The 25,502-nt window shown below is 75.7% G+C and carries 26 protein-coding genes; 13 read left to right on the top strand and 13 right to left on the bottom strand.

The features are described from left to right. The first annotated feature begins 12 nt into the window (after positions 1-12). The 3 genes from ACUN9U_RS09075 to ACUN9U_RS09065 all read left to right on the top strand — a co-directional run bounded on the left by ACUN9U_RS09075 (position 13) and on the right by ACUN9U_RS09065 (position 2,768). Positions 13-483, top strand: coding sequence for an Lrp/AsnC family transcriptional regulator (locus tag ACUN9U_RS09075; protein WP_445484627.1), 471 nt, complete (start codon positions 13-15; stop codon positions 481-483). Between the two features lie 62 nt (positions 484-545). Beyond that, positions 546-1,907, top strand: a complete 1,362-nt coding sequence (gene lat / locus ACUN9U_RS09070; protein ID WP_445484626.1) for an L-lysine 6-transaminase — start codon at positions 546-548, stop codon at positions 1,905-1,907. 27 nt (positions 1,908-1,934) lie between these two features. After that, positions 1,935-2,768: a 6-phosphogluconolactonase gene (locus tag ACUN9U_RS09065; RefSeq protein ID WP_445484625.1), complete on the top strand. Its 834-nt coding sequence runs from the start codon at positions 1,935-1,937 to the stop codon at positions 2,766-2,768. Here ACUN9U_RS09065 and ACUN9U_RS09060 read toward each other — a convergent pair. After that, a complete protein-coding gene (locus tag ACUN9U_RS09060; RefSeq protein WP_445484624.1) occupies positions 2,744-3,751 on the bottom strand; it encodes an alpha/beta fold hydrolase in 1,008 nt (335 codons plus the stop codon). The genes ACUN9U_RS09065 and ACUN9U_RS09060 overlap by 25 nt on opposite strands. 194 nt (positions 3,752-3,945) lie before the next feature. On the opposite strand from ACUN9U_RS09060, the gene ACUN9U_RS09055 reads away from it, so the two are divergent. Then, the gene (locus ACUN9U_RS09055; RefSeq protein WP_445484623.1) at positions 3,946-5,106 is read left to right on the top strand and encodes a diguanylate cyclase; all 1,161 of its coding nucleotides are present in this window, start codon (positions 3,946-3,948) and stop codon (positions 5,104-5,106) included. A gap of 18 nt (positions 5,107-5,124) precedes the next feature. Here ACUN9U_RS09055 and ACUN9U_RS09050 read toward each other — a convergent pair whose 3' ends face one another. Further along, on the bottom strand, positions 5,125-5,676 hold the full coding sequence (locus tag ACUN9U_RS09050; protein WP_445484622.1) for a very short patch repair endonuclease: 552 nt from the start codon (positions 5,674-5,676) through the stop codon (positions 5,125-5,127). Between the two features lie 308 nt (positions 5,677-5,984). Continuing rightward, the gene (locus ACUN9U_RS09045) at positions 5,985-6,869 is read right to left on the bottom strand and encodes a helix-turn-helix transcriptional regulator (protein ID WP_445484621.1); all 885 of its coding nucleotides are present in this window, start codon (positions 6,867-6,869) and stop codon (positions 5,985-5,987) included. Positions 6,870-6,992: 123 nt separating this feature from the next. Between ACUN9U_RS09045 and ACUN9U_RS09040 the strand changes: the two genes are divergently transcribed. Beyond that, positions 6,993-7,691, top strand: a complete 699-nt coding sequence (locus ACUN9U_RS09040; RefSeq protein ID WP_445484620.1) for an SDR family NAD(P)-dependent oxidoreductase — start codon at positions 6,993-6,995, stop codon at positions 7,689-7,691. Between the two features lie 71 nt (positions 7,692-7,762). Here the strand turns inward: ACUN9U_RS09040 and ACUN9U_RS09035 are convergent, their stop codons facing one another. Beyond that, positions 7,763-8,851 (bottom strand): aldo/keto reductase, encoded by a 1,089-nt coding sequence (locus ACUN9U_RS09035; RefSeq protein WP_445484619.1) that lies wholly within the window; start codon positions 8,849-8,851, stop codon positions 7,763-7,765. 135 nt (positions 8,852-8,986) lie between these two features. On the opposite strand from ACUN9U_RS09035, the gene ACUN9U_RS09030 reads away from it, so the two are divergent. Beyond that, a complete protein-coding gene (locus ACUN9U_RS09030; RefSeq protein WP_445484618.1) occupies positions 8,987-9,424 on the top strand; it encodes a hypothetical protein in 438 nt (145 codons plus the stop codon). Positions 9,425-9,731: 307 nt separating this feature from the next. Here the strand turns inward: ACUN9U_RS09030 and ACUN9U_RS09025 are convergent, their stop codons facing one another. Further along, entirely contained in the window at positions 9,732-10,481 is a 750-nt protein-coding gene (locus ACUN9U_RS09025; protein ID WP_445484617.1) for an NADPH-dependent F420 reductase, read from the bottom strand. 67 nt (positions 10,482-10,548) lie between these two features. After that, positions 10,549-12,315: an ABC transporter ATP-binding protein gene (locus ACUN9U_RS09020; RefSeq protein WP_445484765.1), complete on the bottom strand. Its 1,767-nt coding sequence runs from the start codon at positions 12,313-12,315 to the stop codon at positions 10,549-10,551. A gap of 196 nt (positions 12,316-12,511) precedes the next feature. On the opposite strand from ACUN9U_RS09020, the gene ACUN9U_RS09015 reads away from it, so the two are divergent. Then, positions 12,512-13,000 carry a MarR family winged helix-turn-helix transcriptional regulator gene (locus ACUN9U_RS09015; protein ID WP_445484616.1) on the top strand — a complete coding sequence of 163 codons (489 nt, stop codon included), beginning with the start codon at positions 12,512-12,514 and terminating at the stop codon, positions 12,998-13,000. A 101-nt stretch (positions 13,001-13,101) separates the two neighbouring features. On the opposite strand, the gene ACUN9U_RS09010 is transcribed toward ACUN9U_RS09015, so the two are convergent. After that, positions 13,102-13,671, bottom strand: coding sequence for a TetR family transcriptional regulator (locus ACUN9U_RS09010; protein WP_445484615.1), 570 nt, complete (start codon positions 13,669-13,671; stop codon positions 13,102-13,104). 46 nt (positions 13,672-13,717) lie between these two features. Between ACUN9U_RS09010 and ACUN9U_RS09005 the strand changes: the two genes are divergently transcribed. Beyond that, positions 13,718-14,752: an SDR family NAD(P)-dependent oxidoreductase gene (locus ACUN9U_RS09005; RefSeq protein ID WP_445484614.1), complete on the top strand. Its 1,035-nt coding sequence runs from the start codon at positions 13,718-13,720 to the stop codon at positions 14,750-14,752. On the opposite strand, the gene ACUN9U_RS09000 is transcribed toward ACUN9U_RS09005, so the two are convergent. After that, complete coding sequence (locus ACUN9U_RS09000; protein WP_445484613.1) at positions 14,753-15,304, bottom strand: acetoacetate decarboxylase family protein; 552 nt, start codon at positions 15,302-15,304, stop codon at positions 14,753-14,755. Positions 15,305-15,395: 91 nt separating this feature from the next. Further along, positions 15,396-16,130 carry an NADPH-dependent F420 reductase gene (locus ACUN9U_RS08995; protein ID WP_445484612.1) on the bottom strand — a complete coding sequence of 245 codons (735 nt, stop codon included), beginning with the start codon at positions 16,128-16,130 and terminating at the stop codon, positions 15,396-15,398. A gap of 150 nt (positions 16,131-16,280) precedes the next feature. Between ACUN9U_RS08995 and ACUN9U_RS08990 the strand changes: the two genes are divergently transcribed. The 3 genes from ACUN9U_RS08990 (at position 16,281) to ACUN9U_RS08980 (ending at position 18,324) form a co-directional block, all read left to right on the top strand. Beyond that, complete coding sequence (locus tag ACUN9U_RS08990) at positions 16,281-17,072, top strand: excalibur calcium-binding domain-containing protein (RefSeq protein WP_445484611.1); 792 nt, start codon at positions 16,281-16,283, stop codon at positions 17,070-17,072. Positions 17,073-17,122: 50 nt separating this feature from the next. After that, positions 17,123-17,473, top strand: coding sequence for a cupin domain-containing protein (locus tag ACUN9U_RS08985; RefSeq protein ID WP_445484610.1), 351 nt, complete (start codon positions 17,123-17,125; stop codon positions 17,471-17,473). 74 nt (positions 17,474-17,547) lie between these two features. Beyond that, positions 17,548-18,324: a matrixin family metalloprotease gene (locus ACUN9U_RS08980; RefSeq protein WP_445484609.1), complete on the top strand. Its 777-nt coding sequence runs from the start codon at positions 17,548-17,550 to the stop codon at positions 18,322-18,324. Between the two features lie 5 nt (positions 18,325-18,329). Here ACUN9U_RS08980 and ACUN9U_RS08975 read toward each other — a convergent pair whose 3' ends face one another. Both ACUN9U_RS08975 and ACUN9U_RS08970 read right to left on the bottom strand, forming a co-directional pair. Continuing rightward, a complete protein-coding gene (locus ACUN9U_RS08975) occupies positions 18,330-18,638 on the bottom strand; it encodes a hypothetical protein (RefSeq protein WP_445484608.1) in 309 nt (102 codons plus the stop codon). Between the two features lie 4 nt (positions 18,639-18,642). Then, positions 18,643-19,872, bottom strand: coding sequence for a PucR family transcriptional regulator (locus tag ACUN9U_RS08970; RefSeq protein ID WP_445484607.1), 1,230 nt, complete (start codon positions 19,870-19,872; stop codon positions 18,643-18,645). A gap of 126 nt (positions 19,873-19,998) precedes the next feature. On the opposite strand from ACUN9U_RS08970, the gene ACUN9U_RS08965 reads away from it, so the two are divergent. Continuing rightward, positions 19,999-22,629 carry an alpha/beta fold hydrolase gene (locus ACUN9U_RS08965; RefSeq protein WP_445484606.1) on the top strand — a complete coding sequence of 877 codons (2,631 nt, stop codon included), beginning with the start codon at positions 19,999-20,001 and terminating at the stop codon, positions 22,627-22,629. Then, complete coding sequence (locus ACUN9U_RS08960) at positions 22,626-23,480, top strand: SDR family NAD(P)-dependent oxidoreductase (protein WP_445484605.1); 855 nt, start codon at positions 22,626-22,628, stop codon at positions 23,478-23,480. The genes ACUN9U_RS08965 and ACUN9U_RS08960 overlap by 4 nt, the downstream gene beginning before the upstream one ends. A 173-nt stretch (positions 23,481-23,653) precedes the next feature. Here ACUN9U_RS08960 and ACUN9U_RS08955 read toward each other — a convergent pair whose 3' ends face one another. Then, positions 23,654-24,469: a hypothetical protein gene (locus tag ACUN9U_RS08955; RefSeq protein WP_445484604.1), complete on the bottom strand. Its 816-nt coding sequence runs from the start codon at positions 24,467-24,469 to the stop codon at positions 23,654-23,656. A 102-nt stretch (positions 24,470-24,571) separates the two neighbouring features. Beyond that, entirely contained in the window at positions 24,572-24,697 is a 126-nt protein-coding gene (locus ACUN9U_RS08950) for a hypothetical protein (RefSeq protein WP_445484603.1), read from the bottom strand. Positions 24,698-25,502: the final 805 nt, after the last annotated feature.

Raw genomic sequence — 25,502 nt, 5'->3', positions numbered from 1 at the left:
GGTTCTCCCCCCATGACCCTCGACGCCACGGACCTGGCGCTCGTCCGCGCGCTCAGCGAGCGGGGGCGGGCCACCTTCGCCCAGCTCGCCGGGGAGACCGGCCTGTCCACCTCGGCCACCCAGGCGCGCGTGCGCCGGCTGGAGGCCGAGGGCGTCATCACCGGCTACCGCGCCCTGGTCGACCCCGAGGCCGTGGGGCAGCCGCTGGCCGCCTTCATCGAGATCACCCCGCTCGACCCGGCGCAGCCCGACGACGCGCCCCGGCGCCTGGAGCACCTGCCCGAGATCAGCGCCTGCTACTCGGTGGCCGGTGACTCCAGCTACCTGCTCATGGCCCGCGTCGCCTCCCCGCGGGCCCTGGAGGACCTGCTGCAGCGCATCCGCACGGCGGCCTCGGTGCGCACCCGCAGCACGGTGGTGCTGCAGACCTTCTTCGAGCGGGCCACCGCGCCGCAGGAGCAGATCCGCCGCCCGCAGCCCTGACCGGCAGGCGATCGACCGGCCAGGCGCTTCCTGCGCGGGTCATCGACCTGTAGCGTCCTGCCATGGCCGTGATGACGCACCGCAGCTCCTCCCCGGGCAGCTCGAGCCCCCTGAGCTCCTCCGTCCCCGCTGACGAGGTCCTGCCCTCCCTGGCGCGCCACCTGCTCGTGGACGGCTACGACCTCGTGGTCGACCTGGCCGGCTCCCACGGCTCCTGGCTGCGCGACGCGGTGACCGGCCGGGAGCACCTCGACCTGTTCACCTACTTCGCGTCCAACCCGATCGGCACCAACCACCCCGGGCTCACCGGTGACCCGGCGTTCCTGGCCAAGCTCGCGGCCACCGCCGTCCACAAGCCGAGCAACTCCGACATCTACACGACGCAGCTGGCCGAGTTCGTCGACACCTTCGCCCGCGTGCTCGGCCACCCGGACCTTCCGCACCTGTTCTTCATCGACGGCGGCGCGCTCGCGGTGGAGAACGCCCTCAAGGTCGCCTTCGACTGGAAGAGCCGCCTCAACGAGAGCAAGGGCCTCGACCCGGCGCTGGGCTCGCAGGTCATGCACCTGGAGGGCGCCTTCCACGGCCGGTCCGGCTACACCCTGTCGCTGACCAACACCGACCCGAACAAGACGGCGCGCTTCCCGCAGTTCTCCTGGCCGCGCATCCCCGCCCCGCACACCGGCCTCGGCGACGACGCCGCCGTCGAGCGCGCCGAGGACGAGGCCCTGTCCGCCGCCCGCGCGGCCTTCGAGGCGAACCCGCACGACATCGCCTGCTTCATCATGGAGCCCGTCCAGGGCGAGGGTGGCGACCGCCACTTCCGCCCGCGCTTCCTGCAGCTCATGAAGGAGCTGTGCCACGCCCACGACGCGCTGTTCCTCCTCGACGAGGTGCAGACCGGCGTCGGGATGACCGGCACCACGTGGGCCTTCGAGCAGCTCGGCGTCGTGCCCGACGTCGTGTCGTTCGGCAAGAAGGCCCAGGTCTGCGGCGTCATGGCCGGCGGGCGCGTCGACGAGGTGCCCGACAACGTCTTCGCCGTCAGCTCTCGGATCAACTCCACGTGGGGCGGCAACCTCACCGACATGGTCAGGTCGCAGCGCATCCTGGAGGTCATCGAGGCCGAGGGCCTCGTGGAGCGCGCCGGCCTGCTGGGTGCCCACCTGCTCGCCCGCCTGGAGGACCTCGCCGCCCGCCACGCGCTGGTGACCCACCCGCGCGGGCGCGGCCTCATGTGCGCCGTCGACCTGCCCGACGCCGCCACCCGCAACGCCGTCGTCGCGGCGCTGAAGGACGAGGGCGTGCTCGTGCTCGGCTGCGGCACCCGCAGCCTGCGCTTCCGCCCGTCGCTGGCGGTCACCCCTGACGAGCTCGACGCCGGCGTCGACGCCCTCGAGCGGGTCCTCACCCGGCTGGGCTGACGCGCGGGGGCTCCCTAGGGTCGAGCGGTGCGCGTGCAGCCCGCCGTCCTGGACTCCCCCGAAGCCCTCGGCGAGGCGGCCGCTGCCGTCGTCGTCGAGGGCCTCGCCGCCGCCCGGGCCCGCGGCGCCGACGCCTACCTGCTCGGCTGCCCCACCGGGCGCAGCCCCGCCACCACCTACGCCGCCCTGGCCCGGCGGGTGGCGGCGGAGCGGGTGGACGTCAGCCGGCTCGTCGTCGTCCTCATGGACGAGTACCTGGTGCCGCGCCGGCCGCAGGACGACGACGGCGGGCTGGTCCTGGAGGACCCGGCCGCGCTGCACTCGTGCGCGCGGTACGGCCGCGAGGAGGTGCTCGAGCCGCTGCAGCGCGCTGCAGGCACCAGGCGCGGCCCCGCCGACGACGCCCTGTGGCTGCCCGACCCCGACGACCCCGCGGCCTACGACCGCCGGATCGCCGACGCCGGCGGCGTCGACCTGTTCCTGCTGGCCTCCGGGGCCAGCGACGGGCACGTGGCGTTCAACGCGCCGGGCACACCGCCGGACGCCGTGACGCGCGTGGTGGAGCTGCCCGAGAGCACCCGGCGGGACAACCTCGACACCTGGCCCAGCCTCGGCGGGGACCTCGCCGCGGTGCCCCGGCACGGGGTCAGCGTGGGCGTGGCGACCATCCGCGACCTGTCCCGCTCGGTGCTCATGCTCTGCCACGGCGCGGGCAAGCGGGAGGCGGTGGCGCGCCTGACGGCGGCCGAGCGCTACGACCCGTCCTGGCCCGCCACGGTGCTGGCCGACTGCGCCGCGCCGCGCTTCCTCGTGGACGGCGCGGCGGCCGGCCGGGCTCAGCCCGCGAGCGCCTTCGCGTAGACGGCGTCGATCTCGGCGGTGTCGGCCGCGCGGAGGTTGAACATCGTGAAGTGGCCCCACACCGAGCCGATCTCCTCGTAGGTCGCGCCGGGGATCCGCTCGGCGTCGGCCCTGATGTCCTCCGGCGGGAAGAACAGGTCGCCGGTGAAAGCGACGTCCGTGACGGCGGCGGTGACGCGGGCGACGGCGGCGTCGAGGTCTCCCCCGTGGTCGGCGGAGACGTCGCTGGTCTTCCACTTGTGCGCCTGGCACAGCAGGTCGTTGGGGTCCATCGGCCCGAAGTAGGCCTGCAGGAAGCCCTGCACGAAGCCGTCGCGGGAGGTGAAGCCCAGCTCCCGCCACGCCTCCTCGCGGTACATGTGCGAGGTGGGGCCCATGAGCGCGAAGGCCTGGGCGTGGCGGCGCAGCCCCACGTGGACGTCGGAGGCGCGCTCGTAGAAGCCGCCCTTGAACGCCGGGTCGCTGCGCAGGGCGTCCATGTGGAGGTCGCAGAAGACCCGGCAGTGGTCGGGGTTGCGCAGCGTGGCGGCGAAGGGCACGGCCCGCCGCACGAGGTCGGGGTAGCGGACCGCCCACTCCAGCGTCTGCTGCCCGCCCATCGACCAGCCGCTGACCATCGCGAGGGTCTCGAGCCCGAAGCGCTCGGTGACCAGGCGGTGCTGGGCGCGGACGTCGTCGCTGATCGCCACCGCCGGGAACGCCCCCCGGTCGTAGGGCGGCGGGGTGTTGCTCGGCGACGACGACGTCCCGCTCCCGAGCTGCGCGGGCAGGACGAAGAAGTAGCGGCTGGGGTCGAGGGGGCGCCCCTCCCCGATGAAGGCGTGCATGAAGTCGGCGGTGCCGCTGTACATGTGCGGCAGCAGCACGGCGTTGTCCTTGGCCTCGTTGAGCGCTCCCGCCGTCTGGAACGCGAGCCGGGCGCCCGGCAGCACGTGGCCGCTGGCCAGGGGGAAGTCACCGAGGTCGAAGTACTGGTCGGTCACCGCAGGTCCTCCTCGTCGAGGGTCGGTCGGTCGCGATCCTCCTCGGCCGGCCCTCCGGCCGCCACCTGCGCCGCCCCATGCGCCGCCGGGGGCCCCGCCGCCGGCGCGGGGCTGCTGCTCAGGGCCGTGGGGGACGTCCCCCGATCGCCGGACGGGCGCCGGGCGCCGTCGGCGGGCAGGCCCATGATGGGGGCGTGGGGTGGCGCCGCTGGGCCGTGGTGCGCCGCCTGGAGTGGCGCACCGGCGTGCTCGCGCTCCTGGCGGCGCTGGCCGCTGCCTCGTGCGCGCTGGTGCTCGCCGTCGACCTGGCCACCGGCGGCGGCCTGGTCATCGCCAGGCCGGTGGTGGCCGCGACCTGCGCTGGGGCGGTGCTCGTCACCGGGCACCTGCTGCGGCGCCGCCGCGTGGGTGAGACCGAGGCCGGCGTGCTGCTGCACGTCGGAGCGCTGGCCACGACGGCCTCCGGGGTGCTCCAGCCCGACCTGGGGTGGCAGTGGCTCAGCGCCTCGGTGCTGACGGCGATCCCCGTGGTCGGCGTCATGCACCTGCGCCGCTGGGGGCTGGTGTCCCTGACCGCGCTGGCCGCCCTCGGCGCGCCGGTGGTCTTCGCCACCTGGGAGCCGCGCTCGCTGCTGACGCTCATCACCGCGGTGGCGATGGCCGCCGTGCCCGCTGTCGTGGTCGGGGTCGTGTGGGCGCTGGCCGAGCAGCTCGACGCCGCGAGGGCCGCCGCCGCGCGCGCGGCAGGCCTGGACGAGCTCACCGGTCTGCTGAACCGCCACGGCCTGGCCACGAGGGTCGGGCCGCTGGTGCGCGCCGCGGCCCGCGCCGGGGAGCACGTGTCGGTGGTGGTGGTCGACGTCGACCACTTCAAGCGGGTCAACGACACCCACGGCCACCTCGTGGGCGACCGGGTGCTCGTGGCCGTCGCCGACGCGCTGCGCGGCGCGGTGCGCGAGGACGACCTCGTGGTGCGCTGGGGCGGGGAGGAGATCGCCCTGGTCGCCCGCGGTGAGGCCGGGCGCGTCACGCGGCTGGCCGAGCGGCTGCGGACGGCCGTGGAGGAGGTCGACCTGCCCGGCCTGCCGCGGGTCACCGTGAGCCTGGGCACGGCGAGCACGCCCGCACCGGCCCGGGCCAGCGACGCCGGGGCCTCCGAGCTGGCCGCGCGGCTGCTCGACCGCGCCGACGCCGCCCTCTACGAGGCCAAGCGCGCCGGGCGCAACCGCGTGCGGCACAGCGCCGCCCTCCCGGACTCCCCGGCGACGGCTGCCAGTGAGGACCCCACCGTCGTCGTCCTGCCCGCCGACCCGGTGGTGGTTCACCCCGGCACCGGCGCGCCGCCGCCCCCCTGACGCCCCCTCCCCCGACGATCAAGGAAGTCGCGCCCGCCCCCGGGGCTGCGAGGCCCGCTGGGCCAGCGCCGCCTCGATCCTGTCGACGGCGTCGGCGGGCCGCTCGTGCTCCCACACGCGCAGCGGCAGCCACCCGGCGGCGAGCAGCTCGGCGTCGGTGCGGGCGTCGCGCTCGCGGATGCTGGCGAGCTTGACCTCCCACCAGGCGCGGTTGGCCTTCGGCACGTGCAGGTGCTGCGGGCAGGAGTGCCAGAAGCAGCCGTCGACGAAGACGGCCACCCGCCCACCGCGCAGCACCACGTCGGCGCGGCGGCGCCGGCTGGTGCCCGCGGGCGTGGCGTCGACGAGGTACCGGTGGCCCCGTCGCCACAGCTCGCGGCGCACCGCCAGCTCCGGTGCGGTGTCGCGGCGCCGGTTGGCCCGCATGGTCCGCGCCGCCGCGGCCGACGACGGAGGTGGCGCGGGCGGCACGACGATCGGCCGGGTCACCACCACCACCGCTCCCGCCTCCTCCGCCGCCGCCGCCGCCGTCGCGACGTGCCCCACCACCGCAGCCTCATCCCGGGCCACGCCCCGCACCCTGCCCGTCACCCCCGACACCTCTCCTCTCTGTTCGCACTTTCCGCGGACAGTGCGCCAACGGGGCTCTGGGACGAGCACTTGCCGCGGAAAGTGCGACACGAGGTGGCCACGGAAGCCGAGGAACCGCTGGGCGAGCACTGCGCAGCCGGGCGACCGGACGTCGTTGCAGCACCCCCGCGAAGACCAACGAGGCGCCCGGCTGCGACATGGGCACCCCCTGGAAGAGCAACCGAGCGCCCGGTTGCGACAAGGACACCCTCACGAACCGCAACCAGGCGCCCGGCTGCGACGCGAGGTCAGGCGGGGCCGGCGGCCTCGACACGCCCGCCGGCGCGACCCTCGAGGCTGCCCGCGAGCGCAGCGAGCTGCAGGCGGCTCTCGTCCTCGCTGCCCGGCGCCGCCGTCATGATGACGATCTTGAGGTCGGCCTCGCCGTCGGTGAGCACGTCGCAGTCGACGGTGGTCGCCCCGACCACCGGGTGGTGGACCACCTTGTGGTCGGCGCGGTGCGCCCCGACAGCACCGGTGGCCCACAGCGCGGTGAACTCCTCGCTGCCCTCGCACAGCTGCCGGACGACGGCAGCCAGCTGCCGGTCCCGCGGGTAGCGGCCGGTCGCGCGCCGCAGGTCGGCGACCACGGCGGCGCGCACCGAGGCCTCCTCCACGGACTGCACCGGCCACCCGGCCAGCCGCCCACCGCCCTCGGCCAGGAATCCCGTCAGCGCGAAGTTGCGCCACCGCTCCGGCAGCCCGGAGGGGTCGCCCAGCAGCCCCGCCCAGGTCCGGTTCCACCACAGCAGCTGCCAGTCGGCGGCGAAGACCGCCACCGCCGCCGTCCCGTCCAGGCGCGCGAGCGCGCGCTGGACGCCGGGCGTGATGTGGCGGGGCACCGCCGCGCGCCCGGGCGGGGCGAGCTGCGCGAGCCGGAAGAGGTGGTCGCGCTCGTCGTCGTCGAGCTGCAGGGCCCGCGCCAGCGCCGTCACCACCTGCGGCGACGGGGTGGTGGCGCGTCCCTGCTCCAGGCGCACCACGTAGTCGACCGACAGCCCGGCCAGCTCGGCGAGCTCCTCGCGGCGCAGGCCCGTGGTGCGCCGGCCCCGGCGGGCCGGCAGCCCGGCGGCGCTCGGCGGCAGCCTGTCGCGCCACACCCTCAGCGTCGCGCCGAGCCCGGTGCTCTCCACGCCCCCATGCTCCCCCGCCGCGCCTGCGCAGCGCTGCGCCGTCACGGCCAGCAGGGTGGTACCGCTGGTCCCACGGTCGCCTCCTGCCTGGTGGGGCCACGAGGGCGCGCTCAGGGTGGAGCCATGACCACCACCTTCATCACCGGGGCCAACAAGGGCCTCGGCCGCGAGACCGCCCGCCGCCTGGTCGAGGCCGGCCACACCGTGCTGCTCGGCGCGCGCGACCCCGAGGCCGGCCACCGGGCCGCGCAGGAGCTCGGCGCCCGCTTCGTGCAGATCGACGTCACCGACGAGGCCTCGGTGGCCGCCGCCGCTGCCGACGTCGAGGCCCGCGAGGGGGTCGTGGACGTCCTGGTCAACAACGCGGGCATCGCCGGCCCGGCGAAGGGCCCCGCTGACCTCACCGCCGACGACGTCGCCGCCGTCCTCGACGTCAACCTTCTCGGCGTCGTCCGCACCACCCGGGCGTTCCTGCCGCTGCTGCGCCGCTCGGAGCACCCGGCGATCATCAACGTCGCCAGCGGGCTGGGCTCGACCAAGCTCACCCACGACCCCTCGCGCATCGAGTCCCAGGTGGTCGCCCCGGCCTACACGGCCTCCAAGGCGGCGCTGGTCATGCTGACCACGCAGTACGCCAAGGGGATGCCGGACGTGCGCGTCGACGTCGTCGACCCGGGCTACACGGCCACCGACCTCAACCAGAACAGCGGCCCGCAGACGGTCACCGAGGGCACCGACGCCGTCGTGCGCCTGGCCACCGAGGGCCCGGGCCACGGCACGGGGCGCTTCCTCGACCGCGACGGCGAGATCGGCTGGGGCTGAGCCCCTCCACCCCTGGCGCACCGTCCGCGAACAGTGCGGGACGGGGAGACGAAGGCAGGAGGAGGGACGGGTCAGGAGCAGGACGACGACGGGCCGGCGGGCCCGTCAGGCGTGGTTGCCGTGCAGCACCTGGTCGGAGGGCCGAGGCGGTCCGAGGCCGTCATCTTCTGGTGCCAGTAGGGGTACTGCAGCGGCTGGCGGCTGACCTCCTCCAGCGCGGCGACCTCGTCGGCGGACAGCTGCAGGGAGGACGCGGCCAGGTTGTCGGCCAGCTGCTCCTCGGTGCGCGCCCCGAGGATCACCGAGGTGATCGTCGGGCGGCCCATCAGCCACGCGAGCGCCACCTGCGCCCCGGAGACGCCGTGCCCGGAGGCGACCTCGCGCAGCACGTCGAGGGTGGCGAACAGCCGGTCGGGGGTGTTGACCGGCGGCTCGTGCCAGTCGCCGAGGTGGCGCGAGCCCTTCGGGCCCTGCACCGAGCCATCGTCGCCGCGCGTGTACTTGCCCGAGAGCAGCCCGCCGGCCAGCGGGCTCCACACGAGCACGCCCAGGCCCTGGTCGGCGGCCAGCGGCAGCAGCTCGTTCTCGGCCTCGCGGCTCTCCAGGGTGTAGTAGATCTGCTGCGCCACGGGCTTGACGAGCCTGTCGCGCTCCGCCGCGCCGAGGGCCTTCATGAGGTGCCAGGCGGAGAAGTTGGAGACCCCGACGTAGCGGACCTTGCCGGAGTCGACCAGGTGCGTCAGCGCGGCGAGGGTCTCCTCCACCGGCGTCAGCCCGTCCCACTCGTGCAGCTGGTAGAGGTCGATGTGGTCGGTGCGCAGCCGCCGCAGGCTCGCCTCGGCGCCGCTGATGACGTGGTGGCGCGACAGGCCGGCGTCGTTGGGCCCCTCCCCCATGGGGAAGCGGACCTTGGTGGCGATCAGCCAGTCGTCGCGCTGGCCCGCCAGCGCCTCCCCGACGATCTCCTCGGACAGGCCGGTGGAGTAGGCGTCGGCGGTGTCGACCAGCGTGACGCCGGCCTCCCTCGCCATCGCCAGCTGGCGGCGCGCGCCGTCCAGCTGGGTGTCGCCGAAGGCGGCCAGGCCGCCTCCGAAGCCCGCCGTCCCCAGGGTCATCGCCGACACCCGAAGACCCGACCGTCCCAGCGCTCGCTGCTCCATGCACCCAGCCTGTCAGCAGGCCCCCGGGGGCACACCAGGTGGCCGAGATCACCCCGGCGGCGGGTGTGGGCAGGACTGTTCGCGGGCACTGCGGCGTTGTCAGAGAGGACAGGCCACACCGAGGGCCACGAGAGGGTGAGCACAGCGAGCACGCGACGCACCACGGCCAGCACCACCGGGACCGCGACCGCCGGCACGACCAGCGGCGGCCGCACGCCCGTCCGCACCGTCGAGACGCCGGTGCGGCAGCTTCCTGCGCCGTCGCAGCTGCAGCTGCCGGCCAAGCCGGTCTCCGACCGCATGCGCACCACCGTGACGGCCGCGGCGATGCGCGCCACCATCGCCGAGTGGCTCGAGGACGCCGGGCCGCTGGCTCCCAAGGCGCTGCGCGACCTCGCCGTGGCGGCCCACGTCCCCTACGACGTGGTGCGCGGCATGACGCGCCGCGAGGCCACCGGCGTGGTCCCCGCGGGCCTGGCGGCCCGCCTGCTGTGGGCGATGGGTGAGCCGCTGCGGCCCGACCTGCGCCAGGCGCTGGCCGAGGACCTCGCCTCCGAGGCCCACGCGGCCTGACGCCACCCCCGGTGGGGCCGCCGCGCTCAGCGCGGCGGCTGCTCCAGCCCGTCCTCCTGCTGGCGCCCCTCCCGCTGCCGCGGTGGCTGCGCAGGACGACGACGAGCGCGCTCCCTCAGGCGCGCCAGCAGCGCAGCCCGGTGCTCCTGCTGGAGACCGGGCTGCGCCGTGCCCGCGCCACCGGCGCCGCGGACCGGGCTGACCTCCACGGGGGCAGAGGTGCCCGGTCCGCGGCGTGCTCACACGCGGTGAGCGGCCATGACACCCGGTCAGCCCAGGAGCTCAGCCCAGGACCTCAGCCCAGACCTCAGCTGAGGGTCTTCGGCTGCTGGGAGGGGTCGTTCAGCTCCGCGGCGTCCAGCAGCGAGCGGACCGTCGCGGCGTCGGCCGGGGCGGGGGTGCTGACGTCGCCGTCCTTCGCGTACGGCATGACGTAGACCGGGCGGCCGTTCTCGGCGCGCCAGCTGCGCGACAGGGGCCCGGCGTCGACGACGTCGTAGCCGATCGCGTCGAGGAAGCGCGTGGCGGCCGCCTTGGCGTCGTCGTCGTCCCCGAAGACGGGCAGGGCGGTGCGCTGGGCGTCGCCGGCCGGCCGGCCCAGGGCGGCCAGCGCGATGAAGAAGATGTTGTTGAAGCCCTTGACCACGTGGGCGCCGGACAGGTGGCGGGCCACGAGCTCGCTGGTGGTGGTGCTGTGGTCGTCGAGCTCGGCGATGCGGCCGTCGCGGTCGGGGTAGTAGTTGTTGGTGTCGATGACGGTCTTGCCGGCCAGCTGCTCGGCCGGCAGCTCGCGGTAGGCCTTCAGCGGGACGGTGACCACGACGAGGTCGCCGGCCTGCGCGGCCTCGGCCGCCGTGGCGGCGCGGGCGCCCTCCCCGAGCTGGCCGACGAGGTCGGCGAGCGTCTCGGGGCCGCGGGAGTTGGCGATGACCACGCGGTAGCCGGCGTCGAGGGCCAGCTTGGCCACGGTGGAGCCGATGTTGCCGGCCCCGATGATGCCGATGGTCTGCGCGCTCGAGCCGGTCGTCGCGGCGCCGGTGGTGTCAGTGGTGCTCATGGGCGTGCCAACACCGGTGCCGCAGCGCACCTTCCCGGCGCCCCCTCGCGCCCACCGTCCCGGCCCCTCAGGCGGGCACGAGGTCACCGGGGCGCGCGCCGGCGGCGACCAGCGCGGCGAAGGCCCCGCCGGCGGCCGCCAGCTCGGCCGGCGGGCCCTGCTCGACCACGCGGCCGCCCTCGAGGACGGCGACGGCGTCGGCGCCGCTCACCGTCGACAGGCGGTGGGCGATCATGAGGGTGGTCCGCCCGCGACGGGCTTCGTCGAGGGCTGCCTGCACGGCGCGCTCGGTGGTGGTGTCCAGCGCGGAGGTGGCCTCGTCGAGGACGAGCACCTTCGGGTCGCGCAGCAGCGTGCGGGCGATCGCCAGGCGCTGCTGCTCCCCGCCGGAGAAGCGGTGCCCGCGCGCGCCGACCAGGGTGTCGTAGCCGTCGGGCAGGGCGGTGATGACGTCGTGCACCTGGGCGCGGCGCGCCGCGGTCTCGATCTCGGCGTCGGTGGCCGACGGCCGGGCGTGGCGCAGGTTCTCCCGCACGGTGGCGTGCAGGAGGTAGGTCTCCTGGGAGACCACGCCCACCACCGCGGCGAGCGCGGCCAGCGGCAGGTCGCGCAGGTCCACGCCGTCGAGCAGCACCCGCCCGCTGATGGGGTCGTGCAGGCGCGCCACGAGCGAGGCCAGCGTCGACTTGCCCGAGCCGGTGCGCCCGACCAGGGCCAGGGAGGTGCCGGCGGGCACGGTGAGGTCGACGTCGGCCAGCGCGGGCCGGTCGGCGCCGGGGTAGGCGAACGAGACGCCCTCGAGGCGGACCTCGCCGCGCGCGCGAGCGGGGTCGAGGGCGACCGGGTGCTCCGGCTCGGCGATGTCGACGGGCAGGTCGAGGTACTCGAAGACCCGGCTGAACAGCGCCATCGAGGCGGTGAGCTGCACGCCGACGTCGAGCAGGCCCATGAGCGGCCTGAAGATCGCCGCCTGGAGCGCGGTGAAGGCGACCAGCGTGCCGACGGTCATCCCGCCGGAGGTGACGGGCAGCCCGGCGGCGAGGTAGATCGCGGCGGGGATGGCGGCGAAGACGACGTTCATGGTGGCCATGCGCCAGCGCCCGGCCAGGGAGGCGCGGACCTCCAGGTCGACCAGCTCGGCCGAGGTGGTCTCGAAGCGCTGCGCCTGCACGTCGGCGGTGCCGAGGGTCTTGGTGAGCAGCGCGCCGGAGACCGACAGCGACTCCTCCACCTGGTGCTGCAGGTCGGCCAGGCGCCGCTGCTGGGCGGAGGTGATCGAGCGGCGCAGCAGCGCCACGCGCCGGGTGAGCCACACCGACGGCGGCAGCACCACCAGCGTCAGCAACGACAGCCGCCAGGACAGGGCGGCCATGGCGACGGCGGTGCCGACGACGGTGGTGGCGTTGGAGGCCAGCGACGTCGCCGTCGAGGTGACCACGGACTGCATGCCGCCGATGTCGTTGGTGAGGCGCGAGGTGATCTCCCCGCCGCGGGTGCGGGTGAAGAAGTCCATCGACTGGCGCTGCACGTGCGTGAACACCCCCGTGCGCAGGCGGTGCATGACGCGCTGCCCGACGCCGGTGGAGATCCACGTCTGCACCACGCCGAGCAGCGACGTGGTCGCGGCGACGGCGACCATGCCGGCCACGGCCAGGGCGAGCAGGCGCAGGTCGGCGTGCGGGAGCGCGTCGTCGATGACGGTGCGCACGAGGAAGGGCGTGGCCAGGGAGACCACCGAGGAGGCGACGATGAGGACGACGACGAGGGCGACCTGCCAGCGGTGCGGCGTGAAGAGCGCGGCGATGCGGCGCAGGGAGACGGGCGAGCGGCGCAGCTGCTCGCGATCGGCGGGGTCGGTCCTGGCGGGTCCGCGGCCGCGGCCGCGGCCCTCGGGGCGTGCGGGGCTGCCGGTGACGAGTGCGGTGGAGGGGCTCGACGTGGTGACCACGTCCTTCCAGTCGGGGCTCGAGAGAGGTGCTGAGGTTACCTCACGATGAGGTAAGCGCTGCACCAGGCGCTAGCATTCCCCCGTGGTCGACCCCTCCGACGACGGCAGCGCCCAGGCCAGCACCCGGGACGGCAGCACCGGGGGCAGCAGCACCCAGGACAGCAGCGCCGAGCTGGCCGACGCGCTGCTCGGCGCCGCCCGCGCGCTGCGCCGCGGCGTCCACGCGGCCCTGGAGCCCGCCGGACTCTCCCCCCACCAGGCCCGCGCGCTGCGCGTGCTCGCCCCCGCCGGCGAGGACGGGATGCGCATCTCCGAGCTGGCCGCTGCGCTGCGGATCGCGCCGCGCTCGGCGACGGAGGTGGTCGACGGCCTGGCCGAGCGCTCCCTCGCGCAGCGCAGCGCCGACCCCGCCGACCGACGCGCCGTCGTCGTCGTGCTCACCGGTGCCGGCCGCGAGGCGGTGGCGCTCGCCGAGCGCGCCCGGGCGCAAGCGGCCTCCCAGCTGCTCGCCCCCCTCAGCGCGGACGAGCGCACCGCCCTCGCCGCGCTGCTGCGCCGCCTCGACGCCTGAGGGCGCCGCCGGCCTGGTGGCCGATCGCCCATGATCACGGACCGGGGTGGCGGTGGGGCGCCCCAGGAGGGGGCAGTGCCCCGTCAGGGGACGGCGCTTCATCAGGGGACGAGGGCCCGCCGGACGGTCAGGCGCAGCGCCTCGCGGCGGCGGTCGTGCTCGGCGTCGTCGTCGGCGGCGGAGGCGGCCAGGGTGCCGCTCACCGGTGACCAGGTGCCGGCCAGCGCGATGACCATCGAGTAGACCTCGGCGGGACGCAGGTCGGCCACCACGCGGCCGGCGGCCTGGGCGGCGGCGATGGCCTCGAGCTTGGGGTCGGCGAGGTGGCGGTGCCCGCGCAGCAGGTCGCCGGTGGGCACGCGCTCGAGGCGGTTCCAGCTGGTGAGGCGGATGAGCTCGGGCTCGCGCAGGTAGGAGTCGTACAGGCGCACGGCGTAGCCGGGCAGGTCGTCGGCGTCGAAGGGAACGACGTCGACGATGTGCTGCAGCTGGTCGTCGAAGACGGCGTCGAACAGGCCGTCCTTGGAGCCGTGCCAGGCGTACATCTGCTGCTTGTTGACCCCTGACGACGCGGCGATCCGGTCGACCCGCGCCCCGGCGAAGCCGTGCTCGGCGAACTCCGCCGCCGCCGCGTCGAGCAGCCGCCGCCTGCTGGCGTCCCCGTCCCTCACCGCACCAGACTAGCGGGTAACCAACTAGTTGGTTATCGTGGTCGCCATGGACACCACCGACACGACCGTCCAGCAGCCCACCCGCATCACGAGCCCGTTCACCAGCCGCAGCACGGCCCTCGAGGTGGTCGACGGCGTCGACCTGACCGGCCGTCGCGCCGTCGTCACCGGCGGCGCCTCCGGCATCGGCGTCGAGACCGCCCGCGCCCTGGCGCACGCCGGTGCCGAGGTGGTCCTCGCCGTGCGCGACACCGCCGCCGGCGAGCGCGCCGCCGCCGACATCGCCGCCAGCGCCAGCGCCGCCGCGGCCAGGTCCGGCGGCCCGGCCGCGCCCGCTCCGCGGGTGGAGGCCCTCGACCTCGCCGACCTCACCTCCGTCGACGCCTTCACCGCCCGCTGGGGCGAGCTGCCTCTGCACGTGCTCGTCGCCAACGCGGGCGTCATGGACACCCCGCACGCCACGACCGCCCAGGGCTTCGAGCTGCAACTGGGCACCAACCACCTGGGCCACTTCGTACTGACCACGGGGCTGCACGCCGCGCTGGCCGCGGGAGCGCGCGAGGCGGGCGAGGCGCGCGTCGTCGTCGTCTCCTCCAGCGGGCACGGCGCCTCGCCCGTCGTCTTCGAGGACCTCATGTTCGAGCGGCGCCCCTACGACCCGGGGCTGGCCTACGGCCAGGCGAAGACGGCCAACTCCCTGTTCGCCGTGGAGCTGACGCGCCGCTGGGCGCACGAGGGCATCACCGCCAACGCCCTCATGCCCGGCGGCATCTGGACCCCGCTGCAGCGGCACTGGTCCCCGCAGCAGCGCGCTGCCGCCGAGCAGATGGCGCAGCAGGCGGAGGCCAGCGGCTCCTTCCACATGAAGACCCCCGAGCAGGGCGCGGCCACCTCGGTGTTCCTGGCGACCTCCCCGCTGGTCGCCGGCGTCGGCGGGCGCTACTTCGAGGACTGCGCCGAGGCGGAGGTCGTCGAGCAGGTGCGGGGCATCCACGGCGTCATGCCGCACGCCCTCGACCCGGAGGCGGCCCGCCGCCTCTGGGAGGTCAGCGAGCAGGTGGTCGGCGCCGCCCGGGGCTGATCAGCCGCCGCGCCCCTGCGGGGCGCTGATCCGCAGCTCGCCCTCCAGCGCGAGCCCGGGTCGGCGCCCCGGCCGCACCCCCTGGGGCGGTGACCCCTCCAGCACGACGACGGCGGGCCGCACCCGGCCGGTGAAGCGCACTGGAGCCGGGCCGCGGCGCGGCTGGCGCAGCACCGCCCCGACGTCGACCGGCAGGCCCCGGCCCGGCGCGACCCGGGCGAGGACCGCCACCTCGACGCCCTCGGCCAGCACCTGCGCGCTGGCGACCTCACCCGTCGGGCCGAGCACGGTGTCGACCAGCGCCAGCTCCTTGGGCAGGCCCCAGTGCTCGCGCCCACCGGCCCGGGAGGCGGCGCTGTCGACCACCATCCACGGCACCCACCCGCTGCGCGGGCCGAGCGCCACCGCGGCGAGGGCCTCGCGGTAGGCACCGACGGGCGTGTCGGAGTAGTCGACGACGGCGAAGGCCCCGGCCCGCAGGCCAGGGGCCCGCACCAGCGCCGGGGCCACCACCGCCTGCAGCCGGCACGTCCACGGCGGCGGCGGGCTCACCGACCGCCCGTACCCAGACGCCCGGCCTTCAGACTTTGGGCGTTCCGCCTCGGCGGCCGCCCGCCGTAGCGCTGGGCGTCAGCGCTGGGCCTCAGCGCTGGGCGCTGGCCAGCGCCTGCCGCACCGCCTCGACGCCGGCGGGCCTGGCGGCGGTGAAGTCCTCGCCGTCGGCGTACGGCAGGCCGTAGGCGGGGCGCCCGGGCTCGGCGCGCCAGCTCTCGGCGAGGTCGCCGCCGTCCACGGCGTCGTAGCCGAGGGCGTCCAGGAAGCGCGCGGCCACCGCCGTGGCGGCGGCGTCGTCGCTGAAGAGCGGCAGGGCGGTGCGCTGGGCGTCGCCAGCGGGGCGCGCCAGGGAGCGCAGCGACTCGGAGTAGATGTTGTTGAAGGCCTTCACCACGGAGCTGGCCGCGAGGTGCTGCTGGGTGAGGGCGGTCGACGTCGTCGAGCCGTCGTCGAGGGCGGGGACCTGCCCGTCGCGCTGCGGGTAGTAGTTGCCGGTGTCGAGCACCACCTTGCCGGCCAGCGGCCCGGGGTCGACGTCGGTGGTCGCCTTGAACGGGATGGTGAGGACGACGACGTCGCCGGCGCGCGCTGCCTCCTCCACCGTGCCCGCGCGCGCCCGCTCCCCGAGGGCGGCGACGAGGTCGGTGAGCGTCTGGGGGCCGCGGGAGTTGGCGATGACGACGTCGAGGCCGGCGTCGACGGCCAGCTGCGCGACGGCCGAGCCGATCCGCCCGGCGCCGATGATCCCGACCGTGGTGATGGCTGCTGCGGTCTCCGCCGTGGTCCCCGCCGTGGTCTCTGGCGTGGTGCTGCTGGTGCTCATGGGACGTGCAACGCCGCTGGTGGGCGCCTGCTTCCGCACCGGCCGGCTTTGGTCGGTGCTGTGCGGCGTGTGCTGCGCGGCGCTGGGCGCGCTCGCTCGTAGCGTCGAGGGGACAGCCAGCCAGCGAGCCAGTGAGCCCGGGGGGACGACGTGGACGAGCGCACCATCGACCTGACCGCAGCGCCGCAGGCGCCCGAGGCTCGCCGGGGTCGCGGGCCGGGGGCGACGGCCGTGATGAGCCCGCGGCGCGCGGCGGTGCCGTCGGCGCGCCGGGCCGCCTCAGCGCCCGTGCCTCCCCCGCTGTCCCCGCTGGTACCGGTGCCCGACCCGGCGCTCGCTGCCGGCAGCCCGCCCGCCGCGGCGGCGGTGCCCGCGCGCCGCTGGCGCAAGCGCAAGTACGCCGCCGTGGCCATGGTCTCCGGGCTGGTGTGCCTGACGATGGGCATGGGCATCGGCGGCGCCGACAGCGCGAGCACCATCGCCGAGGCCGACCACCGGGCCACCGCCGCGCTGCAGCAAGCCTCCGAGGCGGAGGCGGCCATCACCGGCGCGCACCTGGAGATGGCCAAGGCCCAGAAGGCCGCGGCCAAGGCCGAGGAGCAGCTCGCCGAGACGGAGGCCGCCCGCGCCGACGCCCAGGCCGCCGCCGACGCCGCCGTGAAGCAGGTCAGCGACCTGCAGGCGCAGCTGTCCGAGGCCCAGGCGGCGGTCGCCGCCGCGGCGAAGTCCGCGCCGACGTCGGAGGGCAAGACCGCGTCCAAGCCCGACGCGAAGCCCAGCCCGGCGCAGGCGTCCGACGAGGAGGACGAGGCGCCCTCGCGCTCGGTCTCCTACGCCAACTGCTCCGCGGTGCGTGCGGCCGGAGCCGCGCCGATCCGCGTCGGCGACCCCGGGTACAGCCGCTCCCTCGACCGCGACGGGGACGGCGTCGGCTGCGAGTGACGCCGGCTCTGGACGGGCGTCAGCGCCCCGTCGCGCCTAGCGTCGTCACCATGGGTGACAGCACCATCATCAAGGTCGACGGGGACGCTTCCCCGACCGGTGCGCTCGGGCAGCGCTACCTGGCCAGCGGCACCAGCGTGAGCATGCGGCTGTGGCAGGAGCAGCCGCCCAGCGAGCCCGACCCGGAGGTCGCCCGCGACTACGAGACGGTCGGCTACGTCGTCTCCGGCCGCGCCGAGCTGCACAGCGAGGGCCAGACCGTCGTGCTCACCGCGGGCGACTCCTGGGTGGTGCCCCGCGGCGCCGTCCACACCTACCGGATCCTCGAGCCCTTCACCGCCGTGGAGGCCACGCACCCGCCGGCGCAGGTGCACGGCCGCGACGAGCCCGCCGCCGGCTGAGGCACCCGAGCGACGCCCCGCACCTCCGGCGGAGCCTCCCCCGGCGCAGCGGTGCGCCGTGGGAGGCTCCGCCCGTGAGCACCCGCGCTCGCGGCGCCGCCGCCGTCGCCGTCGCGCTGAGCGGCGCCGTCGCGCTGGGCGGCTGCGTGGTGGTCACCGGCGACGACGTCGGCGCCCGCCCGCCCGGCGAAGCGAGCGCCGACGCCTCCCCCACGGCCGCCGACCCCGGCGCTGCAGCCGCCGGCTACGCCGTGCTCGAGACCGACGAGGCCACGGGCGCGCCGATCACCTACAGCTCCTGCCAGCCCGTCCGCTACGTCACCCACCTCGACGGCGCTCCCGCCGAGGTGGAGGAGCTCGTCGCCGAGGCCGTCGCGATGGTCTCCGGGGCGAGCGGGCTCACCTTCGTCGACGAGGGCAGCACCGACGAGGAGCCGACCCCCGACCGGGAGGCCCAGCTCGACCGCTACGGCGAGGACGCGTGGGCGCCGGTGCTCATCGCCTGGACCGACGACGACGCCATCCCCGACCTGGCCGGCGACACCGTCGGCCTGGCCGGCAGCCAGGCCTACTCCGACGGCGAGGGCCGGGTCGCCTACGTCAGCGGCGACGTCATGCTCGACGGGCCCGACCTCAGCGACATCCTCACCGAGCGCACCGGCAGGGCGCAGGTGCGCGCCGTGGTCGCCCACGAGCTCGGGCACCTGCTCGGGCTCGACCACGTCGACGACCCGACGCAGCTCATGTACGCCGAGGACAACCCCGACGTCGTCGAGCCGGCCGCCGGTGACCTCGCGGGCCTGGCGGCCATGGGCGCCGGCCCGTGCGTGGAGTCCCTCGCCACGCCCTGAGCACCTCAGGCGCCCGCGCCGAGCACCGCCCGCACGACGGCCGCCGCGGCCAGCACCGCCGACAGCAGCAGCGCCGCTCCGCTGAGCAGCACCCCGGCGGTCACCGCCCGCCGCGCCGGCTCGGGGCGGCGCAGCGCCAGCCCGCACACCCCCAGGCCGACCACCGCCACCAGCCACCCCGCCAGCTGCAGGCCGGGCAGGACGACGGTCGCCACGGTGACGAGCAGCGCCGCCACCCCGAGAGCGACGGCGAGCAGCGCGACGTCGTCGACCGGCGCCTCCTGCTCGTACGGCGCCGGCAGCTCCTCGGGCACGCGCTCACGGTAGCCAGCCGGCGCGCCAGCGGAGCACCTCCAGCGCGGTGGCGACGCCGAGCACGTCGTCGGCCAGCGGGCGCGGCAGCAGCTCGTCGGCGCGGGCCAGCCGGCGCAGCACGGTGTTGCGGTGGGTGAAGAGCCGCTCGGCGGTGCGCGTGGTGCTGCCCAGCTCGCGCACGTGGGCGAGCACCGCCTCCTGCACCTCGGCGGGCCCGTCGGCGAGGCGGCCGAGGGTGTCGGTGAGGAACTCCTCCACCCGCGCCGCGTCGGAGGTCAGCAGGTCCACCAGCTGCACGTCCTGGTAGCGCGCCACCTGCCGCGGGGAGGTGAGCCGGGCCAGCAGCCGCTGCGCGGTGAGCGCGTCGAGGTGGCTGCGCCGGAACCCCTCGACGTCGTGCCCGGCCCGACCGAGCGCCACCCGCACCGACGGGGTCGCCTCCAGGACGCGGGCGACGTCGACGGCGCTCACCTCGCCGGCCACCGGCAGCCACAGCCAGAGCGCTGTCGCGCCGGCGACCACGGTGAGCCGCCGCCCGGCGCCGGCGGCGCGCATGACGGCGTCGGCGGCGGGCTCGAGCTGGTCGGTGCCGGCGTCGCCGGCCCACACGACGGCGGCGGTGTGCGAGCCGGTCAGGCCGTACCCGAGCTGCGCCTCCGCGCGGGCGCGGCTGATGGGCGCGCCCTCGAGCAGCAGCGTCACCGCGGCGCGGCGCTCGGCGTGGGCGCCGCGGGTGAGCTCGGCCCGCTCGGCGTCCATGTGCTCGACCACGGCGGCCACGGTGTCGTCCAGGAAGGTGGAGATCGACAGCGCGGAGACGTCGAGCAGCTCGCGCAGCAGCGCCGGGTCGTCGGTCAGCTCGAAGCACGTGGACACCCACCGCCGCCACACCACGCCCTGCACCGCGCGGTAGGCCTCCAGCGCCCTCTGGTCCAGGCCGCGGCGGACCAGGTCGCGCGCGGTCGCCAGCGCCTCCGGGCCGGTGCTGGCCGGCACCCGGGCGCCGGGGGCGCGGACGTTGGCGGTGGCCCACTGCAGGAGGTTGGCCTCGTTGGAGCGGCGCACGGCGGCGGACAGCACCGGGTCGGCGGCCACCGCGCGCATGCGCTCGCTGCTCAGGGAGGCGTCGTGCAGGTCGTCCACCCACCGGGCCCGCACGTCCAGCGCCGTCTCGGCGCCGCGGCGGAACAGCTCCTTCGCCGGCGCGGACAGCTCCGGCCACCCCTCGTCCACCGCTGCAGTCTGGGGCCCCGAGCGACGTCGTGCAGTGCTGCGGGCGCAGCGCGGCGCACCACCGGCGACCCAGCGTGGTGCACCGCGCTGCAGCAGTGGCCGTGCACCGTCGCGCACGATGGTGTGGTGACCGTGACCCCCGACGTCGCCGCGCACACCTCCGTCGAGCACCTCGACGTCCTCGTCGTCGGCGCCGGCATCTCCGGCATCGGCGCCGGGCGCTACCTGGCCACCGAGCTGCCCGGCGCGACGTTCGCCATCCTCGAGGCGCGCGGCGCCTCCGGCGGCACGTGGGACCTCTTCCGCTACCCCGGGGTGCGCTCGGACTCCGACCTGTCGACCTTCGGCTACGAGTTCAAGCCGTGGGTCGACGAGCAGGCCATCGCCGACGCGCCGCGCATCCTGCGCTACCTGCGCGAGGCGGCCACCGAGAACGGCCTCGACGACAAGATCCGCTACCACCAGCGCGTCGTCGACCTCGCGTGGAGCAGCGAGACGGCCCGCTGGACGGTCACCGTGGAGCGCACCGACGTCGACGACGCCGGCTCCGCCGGCGCTGCTGGTCGCGGGCCCGAGCGGTTCCAGCTCACCGCCGGGTGGGTCTTCGCGGGCACCGGCTACTACCGCTACGACGCCGGGTACACCCCCGAGCTGCCCGGCCTTGAGCGCTTCGCCGGCCACCCTGGCAACGCCGTCGTCCACCCGCAGCACTGGCCTGAGGACCTCGACCTGGCTGGCAAGCGCGTCGTCGTCGTCGGCAGCGGTGCCACCGCGATCACCATCGTGCCGGCGATCGCGCGGACCGCCGCCCACGTGACGATGCTGCAGCGCACGCCCACCTACGTCATGCCCGTCTCCCGCGGGGACGAGCTCGGGACGCGGCTGCGGCGCTGGCTCGGCGACGAGCGCGGCGCGGCGCTGACCCGGCGCAAGAACATCGCCCGGCAGCGCGCCGTGTACCGCTTCAGCCAGGACCACCCGCGCGCGGCCCGCGCGGTGTACCGGCGCGTGGTCACCCGGCAGCTGCCCGAGGGCTACGACGTCGAGAGGCACTTCACCCCGCCGTACGACCCGTGGGACCAGCGCGTGTGCGCCTCCCCCAGCGGTGACTTCTTCGCCGCGATCCGCAGCGGGAAGGCGTCGGTGGTCACCGACCGCATCGACACCTTCGACGCCACGGGCGTGCGGCTGGCCAGCGGGGAGCGGCTGGAGGCCGACGTCGTCGTCACCGCCACCGGGCTCGCGGTGCAGATCTTCGGCGGTGCGCGGGTCATCGTGGACGGCGAGGAGGTCGTGCTGCCCGAGCGGCTCGCCTACAAGGGGATGATGCTGTCCGGCGTCCCCAACCTCGTCTTCAGCATCGGCTACACCAACTCCTCCTGGACGCTCAAGGTCGGGCTGGTGTGCGAGCACCTCGTGCGGCTGCTGCGGCACATGGCCGAGCACGGGCACGACACCGCGCGGCCCGTCCCGGCCGACCCGGGCATGCCGACGCGCCCCTACCTCGACTTCGCCGCCGGCTACATCCAGCGGGCGGTCGAGGAGCTGCCGCGCCAGGGCAGCCGGCCGCCGTGGACGACGTCGATGGACTACTACGCCGACGTGGCGATGCTGCGCACCGGCAGCGTGGTCGACCCCGAGCTGGAGCTGACCTCGCTCGCGGGCTCCGCCGACCCCGCCCAGCAGGACCGGTTCGTGCAGCTGCCCGCGGGCCCGCGGATCTGCTTCCGCGACACCGATGCCGCTGCCGGTGGTGACGGGGACGACGCCGCCGCCGCGCGCGGCGGCGACACGACTGCCGGCGGCCGGGGCGACGAGCCTGCCGACGGCCGTGAGGTGGTGCTGCTCATCGCCGGGCTGGGGCAGGACCTCACCGCGTGGCCCGACGACCTCGTCGACGGGCTCGTGGCGCGCGGCCTGCGGGTGGTGCGCTTCGACAACCGCGACATCGGGCGCTCCAGCCGCATCGAGCGGCCGGCCCCCGGGCGGCTGCGCCAGCTGCTGCGCCGGCCGCGGCCGGACGCCTACGACCTCGCCGACATGGCCGCCGACGCCGTCGGCCTGCTCGACCACCTCGGCGTGCAGCGCGCGCACGTGGTCGGGCAGTCGCTCGGCGGGATGGTCGCGCAGGTGCTCGCCTCGCGGCGGCCCGACCGGGTGGCGTCGCTGACGTCGATCTACTCCACCACCGGGGCCCCCGGTGTGGGCGGCACAGCACGCTCGACCATCTGGCGGCTGCGCAGCGCCCCGGCGCGGACGGTGGAGGAGGCGGTGCTCCGCCACGTCGGGATGATGCGGCACCTGTCCGGGCTCGGGTTCCCCCTCGGCGAGGACGACGTCGCCGCCGAGGAGGCGCGCGCCCGCGGGTCGTGGGAGCGCGGCGGCGGTCCGGCCTCGCGGATCGGTCCGGCGCGGCAGATCCAGGCGATCGCCGCCAGCGGTGACCGCACCGAGGAGCTGGCACGGGTGGTCGCCCCGACGCTCGTCATCAACGGCGACCGCGACGTCATGGTCGACCCCAGCGGTGGGATCGCGACGGCGGCGGCCATCGCCGGGGCGCGGCACGTGGTGGTCCCGGGCATGGGCCACCACATCGCGCGGGCGCTCGTGCCCCGGCTCGTGCAGCTGGTCGCCGACCACGTGATTGCGGTGTCGGCCGTCTCCTCGGTGTCACCCGAGCCGCCCGTGCTGCTGGAGCCGCTTGAGCTGCCAGGGCCGTCCGCGACCACCGGTCCTCGTGAGGGAGCGCAGCAGTGAGCAGGTCCGTCCGCAGCGTCAGCGGCAAGGTCTGCTTCGTGACCGGCGCGGGTTCGGGCATCGGACGTGCGCTCGCGCTCGAGCTGGCCAAGCGCGGTGCGCGGCTGGCGCTGTCCGACGTGTCGGAGGCTGGACTCGCCGAGACGGCGCAGCGCGCCCGGGCGCTGGGCGCGTCGGTGCACACGGCCCGGCTCGACGTCAGCGACCGGGAGGCCTTCTTCGCCTACGCCCGCGCCGTCGTCGACGAGCTCGGGGTGGTCCACCAGCTCTACAACAACGCGGGCGTGGCCAGCAGCGGCACCGTGCTGGACAGCGACTGGTCGGAGTACCAGCGCGTGCTGTCGATCAACATGTTCGGGGTCATCCACGGCACGCAGGCCTTCCTGCCGCACCTCATCGCCTCCGGCGCCGGGCACCTCGTCAACATCTCCAGCCTCAACGGCTTCATGGCGCAGAGCGGGCTCTCGGCCTACAGCGCCAGCAAGTTCGGCGTGCGGGGGTTCACCGAGGCGCTGCGGGCCGAGGTGCTCGAGGCCGGTCACCCGGTCGGCGTGAGCGTGGTGCACCCCGGTGGGGTGCGGACGAGCATCGCCAGGTCTGCGCTCGCGCACGCCAAGGCCTCCGGTCACGCGGTGACCGAGCAGGAGGAGGCGCAGCAGCGGCGCTACGACGAGAAGCTGCTGCGCATGCCGCCCGAGCAGGCAGCGCGGATCATCGTCGACGGCGTCGAGGCGGGCAACCCGCGCATCCTCGTCGGTCGTGACGCCGTGCTGGTCGACGCGATCGTGCGCCTGGTGCCGCGCCGCTACCCCGCCCTGGTGGCGAGGGTGGCGCGGCGCGCGTCTCGTTGACCCGCGGCCGGCGTTGACCCGCGGCCGTCGCTGCCCCCAGACGTCGCTGGCTCCTGGACGACGCTGACCCACAACCGGCCCTGCGTCGAAGCCGTCGCTGGCTCCTGGACTCCGCTGCCCCCCAGCCGCCGCTACCCCGCAGCCTCCGCTGGCTCCTGGATGACGCTGGACCGTCAGACCGGCGCCTCCGGCACCGGCGCGGCACGGAGGCCGACCGCCACGGATCTCAGCACCGACCCTCCGCCGGGTGCCGCCGCGAGGAAGCCGCCGGCAGCGCAGAGCCCCAGGTCCTGCAGCTCCACGACGTGCTCGGTGATGATCCTGTCGACGTGCTCGGCCACGAGGTCGTGCGGTCGTGTGGCGCTCGCGAGTCCGAGGGGCCACGACTGCCCCTCCCCCACGGTGGTCAGCATCCCCGCGAAGGTGTGGCGCACGCAGTCACCGAGGACGTGCTCGGCGGCGAGCCAGCGCACGGTGCCTTCGAGCACCGCAGCGGCCACCCGCCCTCGTACCCGAGCGCGCAGCACCGGGTCCTCCTCGGTCCACCGGGCGACGTCAGGTCCCGGCTCCAGCCGCTCGCCGACGATCGCGGTGAGGCCCACCCGGTTGCAGGCCACCGACAGCACCTGCACCCGCCGACGACCGATGCCACTGGCGGCCATGAGCTCGACACCGACTCTGCGCTCCAGCTCCACGACCAGGTCGTGCTCGTCGTCGGCGAGGTCCGTCGGTGAGACCCCGTCACCGACCCAGTCGAGGTACTCCCCCACCATGTGCACCAGCGGCAGCTGCTCGAGGAACTCCTGGAAGTCCGGGTCCTCGGCGGCCTGGTGCAGGACGAACTCCGCGTCGTCGTCGTCGACGAAGACCTGCGGCGGCCCGTCCTCCTCGTCACCGGTCCGCTGGCGCGGGATGCGCGGCGGCGCGCTCTGCGCTGAGGGACGACGTGCTGTCCGCTTCGAGGTGCGGCGGCGGGGCTCCGGGCTCATGGCTCTACCGTGGCGGAGACGAGACGTCACCCGCCCGAGCCGCTCCCGACCTGTGGACGACCGTGCTCGTCACGGCCTCGGGCCCGACCTGTGGGCGTCTGGTCACGCGGCGGGGAGGTCGTCGAAGAGGTGCGGCTCGTCGTCGGTGCTGCCGGTCCGTGTGACGTCACCGGTGACAGGACCGCTGACGGGACCGGTGGACGCCGAGTCCGGTGGGGTGTCGGCCATGACGGCGTGAGCCCAGTCCCTGGACCAGACACCCTCTCCACCCGCAGCCCCTGCGGCGCTGGGGACTGGCGCGCCGTCCGGTGGCCATCCCACCCAGGAGGGGAGCACATCGGCCAGCAGCCGGTGGACCCATCCGGGCAGCTCACCGTCCGGAGGCTCCCCTGGACCGGGTCGGGGGGCTGGGCCGTCGTCAGGGTCGAGCAGCGCCTGCGGGCTCACCCGGTAGGTGTGCCCGGTCGGAGAGGTCCACACCACCCCGTCTCCAGGTGCTGGCGGCGGGGCCGCTGCGCCCGCGGGGACGTCGCTCAGCGGCGAGCCGGTCCTGTCGACGGCGACGCTCCAGCCGTGGCCGGGGCGGGCGTGCTCACCGGCTTGCTTGAGCAGGTGCTCGACCTGGGCGAGCAGTTGCAGGTTGGTCGCCTCCGTCGGCCCACCCGCACACGCACCCGCACACGGACCCGCAGGTGCACCCGCGACCGGACCGCCGGGGTCACTTCGGTCCTGGCTGTGAGCGGCGTAGGGCTGCACGTGGTCCAGCTGCCCACCACCGCTGCCACCACCCCCACCGCCACCACCGGCCGGGCCGTGCTCGAAGCCCACCGGCCGGGTCGAAGACGGCATCGCCGACCCACCCCAACGCAGCCCCACCAACCGCGCCAACGCCGTGCTCGGACGCCACGCACCCTCCTCCACCCCCACCGCCGCCCCACAAGCCGGGTCGGCCAGCACCCGACGCCACAACCCGTCCGCCGCGATCCGCAACGCCGCCACCGCACCGATCGGGCCGTACCCGGCCAGCTGCGCC

The organism is Quadrisphaera sp. KR29 (genome assembly GCF_052644995.1).
This window is presented reverse-complemented; position numbering and strand designations above follow the sequence as displayed.

Bases quoted from the DNA above. Each gene is read 5' to 3' on its own strand.
- ACUN9U_RS09075 (WP_445484627.1), top strand. From the start codon at position 13: ATGACCCTCGACGCCACGGACCTGGCGCTCGTCCGCGCGCTCAGCGAG.
- lat (WP_445484626.1), top strand. From the start codon at position 546: ATGGCCGTGATGACGCACCGCAGCTCCTCCCCGGGCAGCTCGAGCCCC.
- ACUN9U_RS09040 (WP_445484620.1), top strand. From the start codon at position 6,993: ATGACCACCACCTTCATCACCGGGGCCAACAAGGGCCTCGGCCGCGAG.
- ACUN9U_RS09035 (WP_445484619.1), bottom strand. From the start codon at position 8,851: ATGGAGCAGCGAGCGCTGGGACGGTCGGGTCTTCGGGTGTCGGCGATG.
- ACUN9U_RS09025 (WP_445484617.1), bottom strand. From the start codon at position 10,481: ATGAGCACCACTGACACCACCGGCGCCGCGACGACCGGCTCGAGCGCG.
- ACUN9U_RS09005 (WP_445484614.1), top strand. From the start codon at position 13,718: ATGGACACCACCGACACGACCGTCCAGCAGCCCACCCGCATCACGAGC.
- ACUN9U_RS08995 (WP_445484612.1), bottom strand. From the start codon at position 16,130: ATGAGCACCAGCAGCACCACGCCAGAGACCACGGCGGGGACCACGGCG.
- ACUN9U_RS08985 (WP_445484610.1), top strand. From the start codon at position 17,123: ATGGGTGACAGCACCATCATCAAGGTCGACGGGGACGCTTCCCCGACC.
- ACUN9U_RS08955 (WP_445484604.1), bottom strand. From the start codon at position 24,469: ATGAGCCCGGAGCCCCGCCGCCGCACCTCGAAGCGGACAGCACGTCGT.
- ACUN9U_RS08950 (WP_445484603.1), bottom strand. From the start codon at position 24,697: ATGGCCGACACCCCACCGGACTCGGCGTCCACCGGTCCCGTCAGCGGT.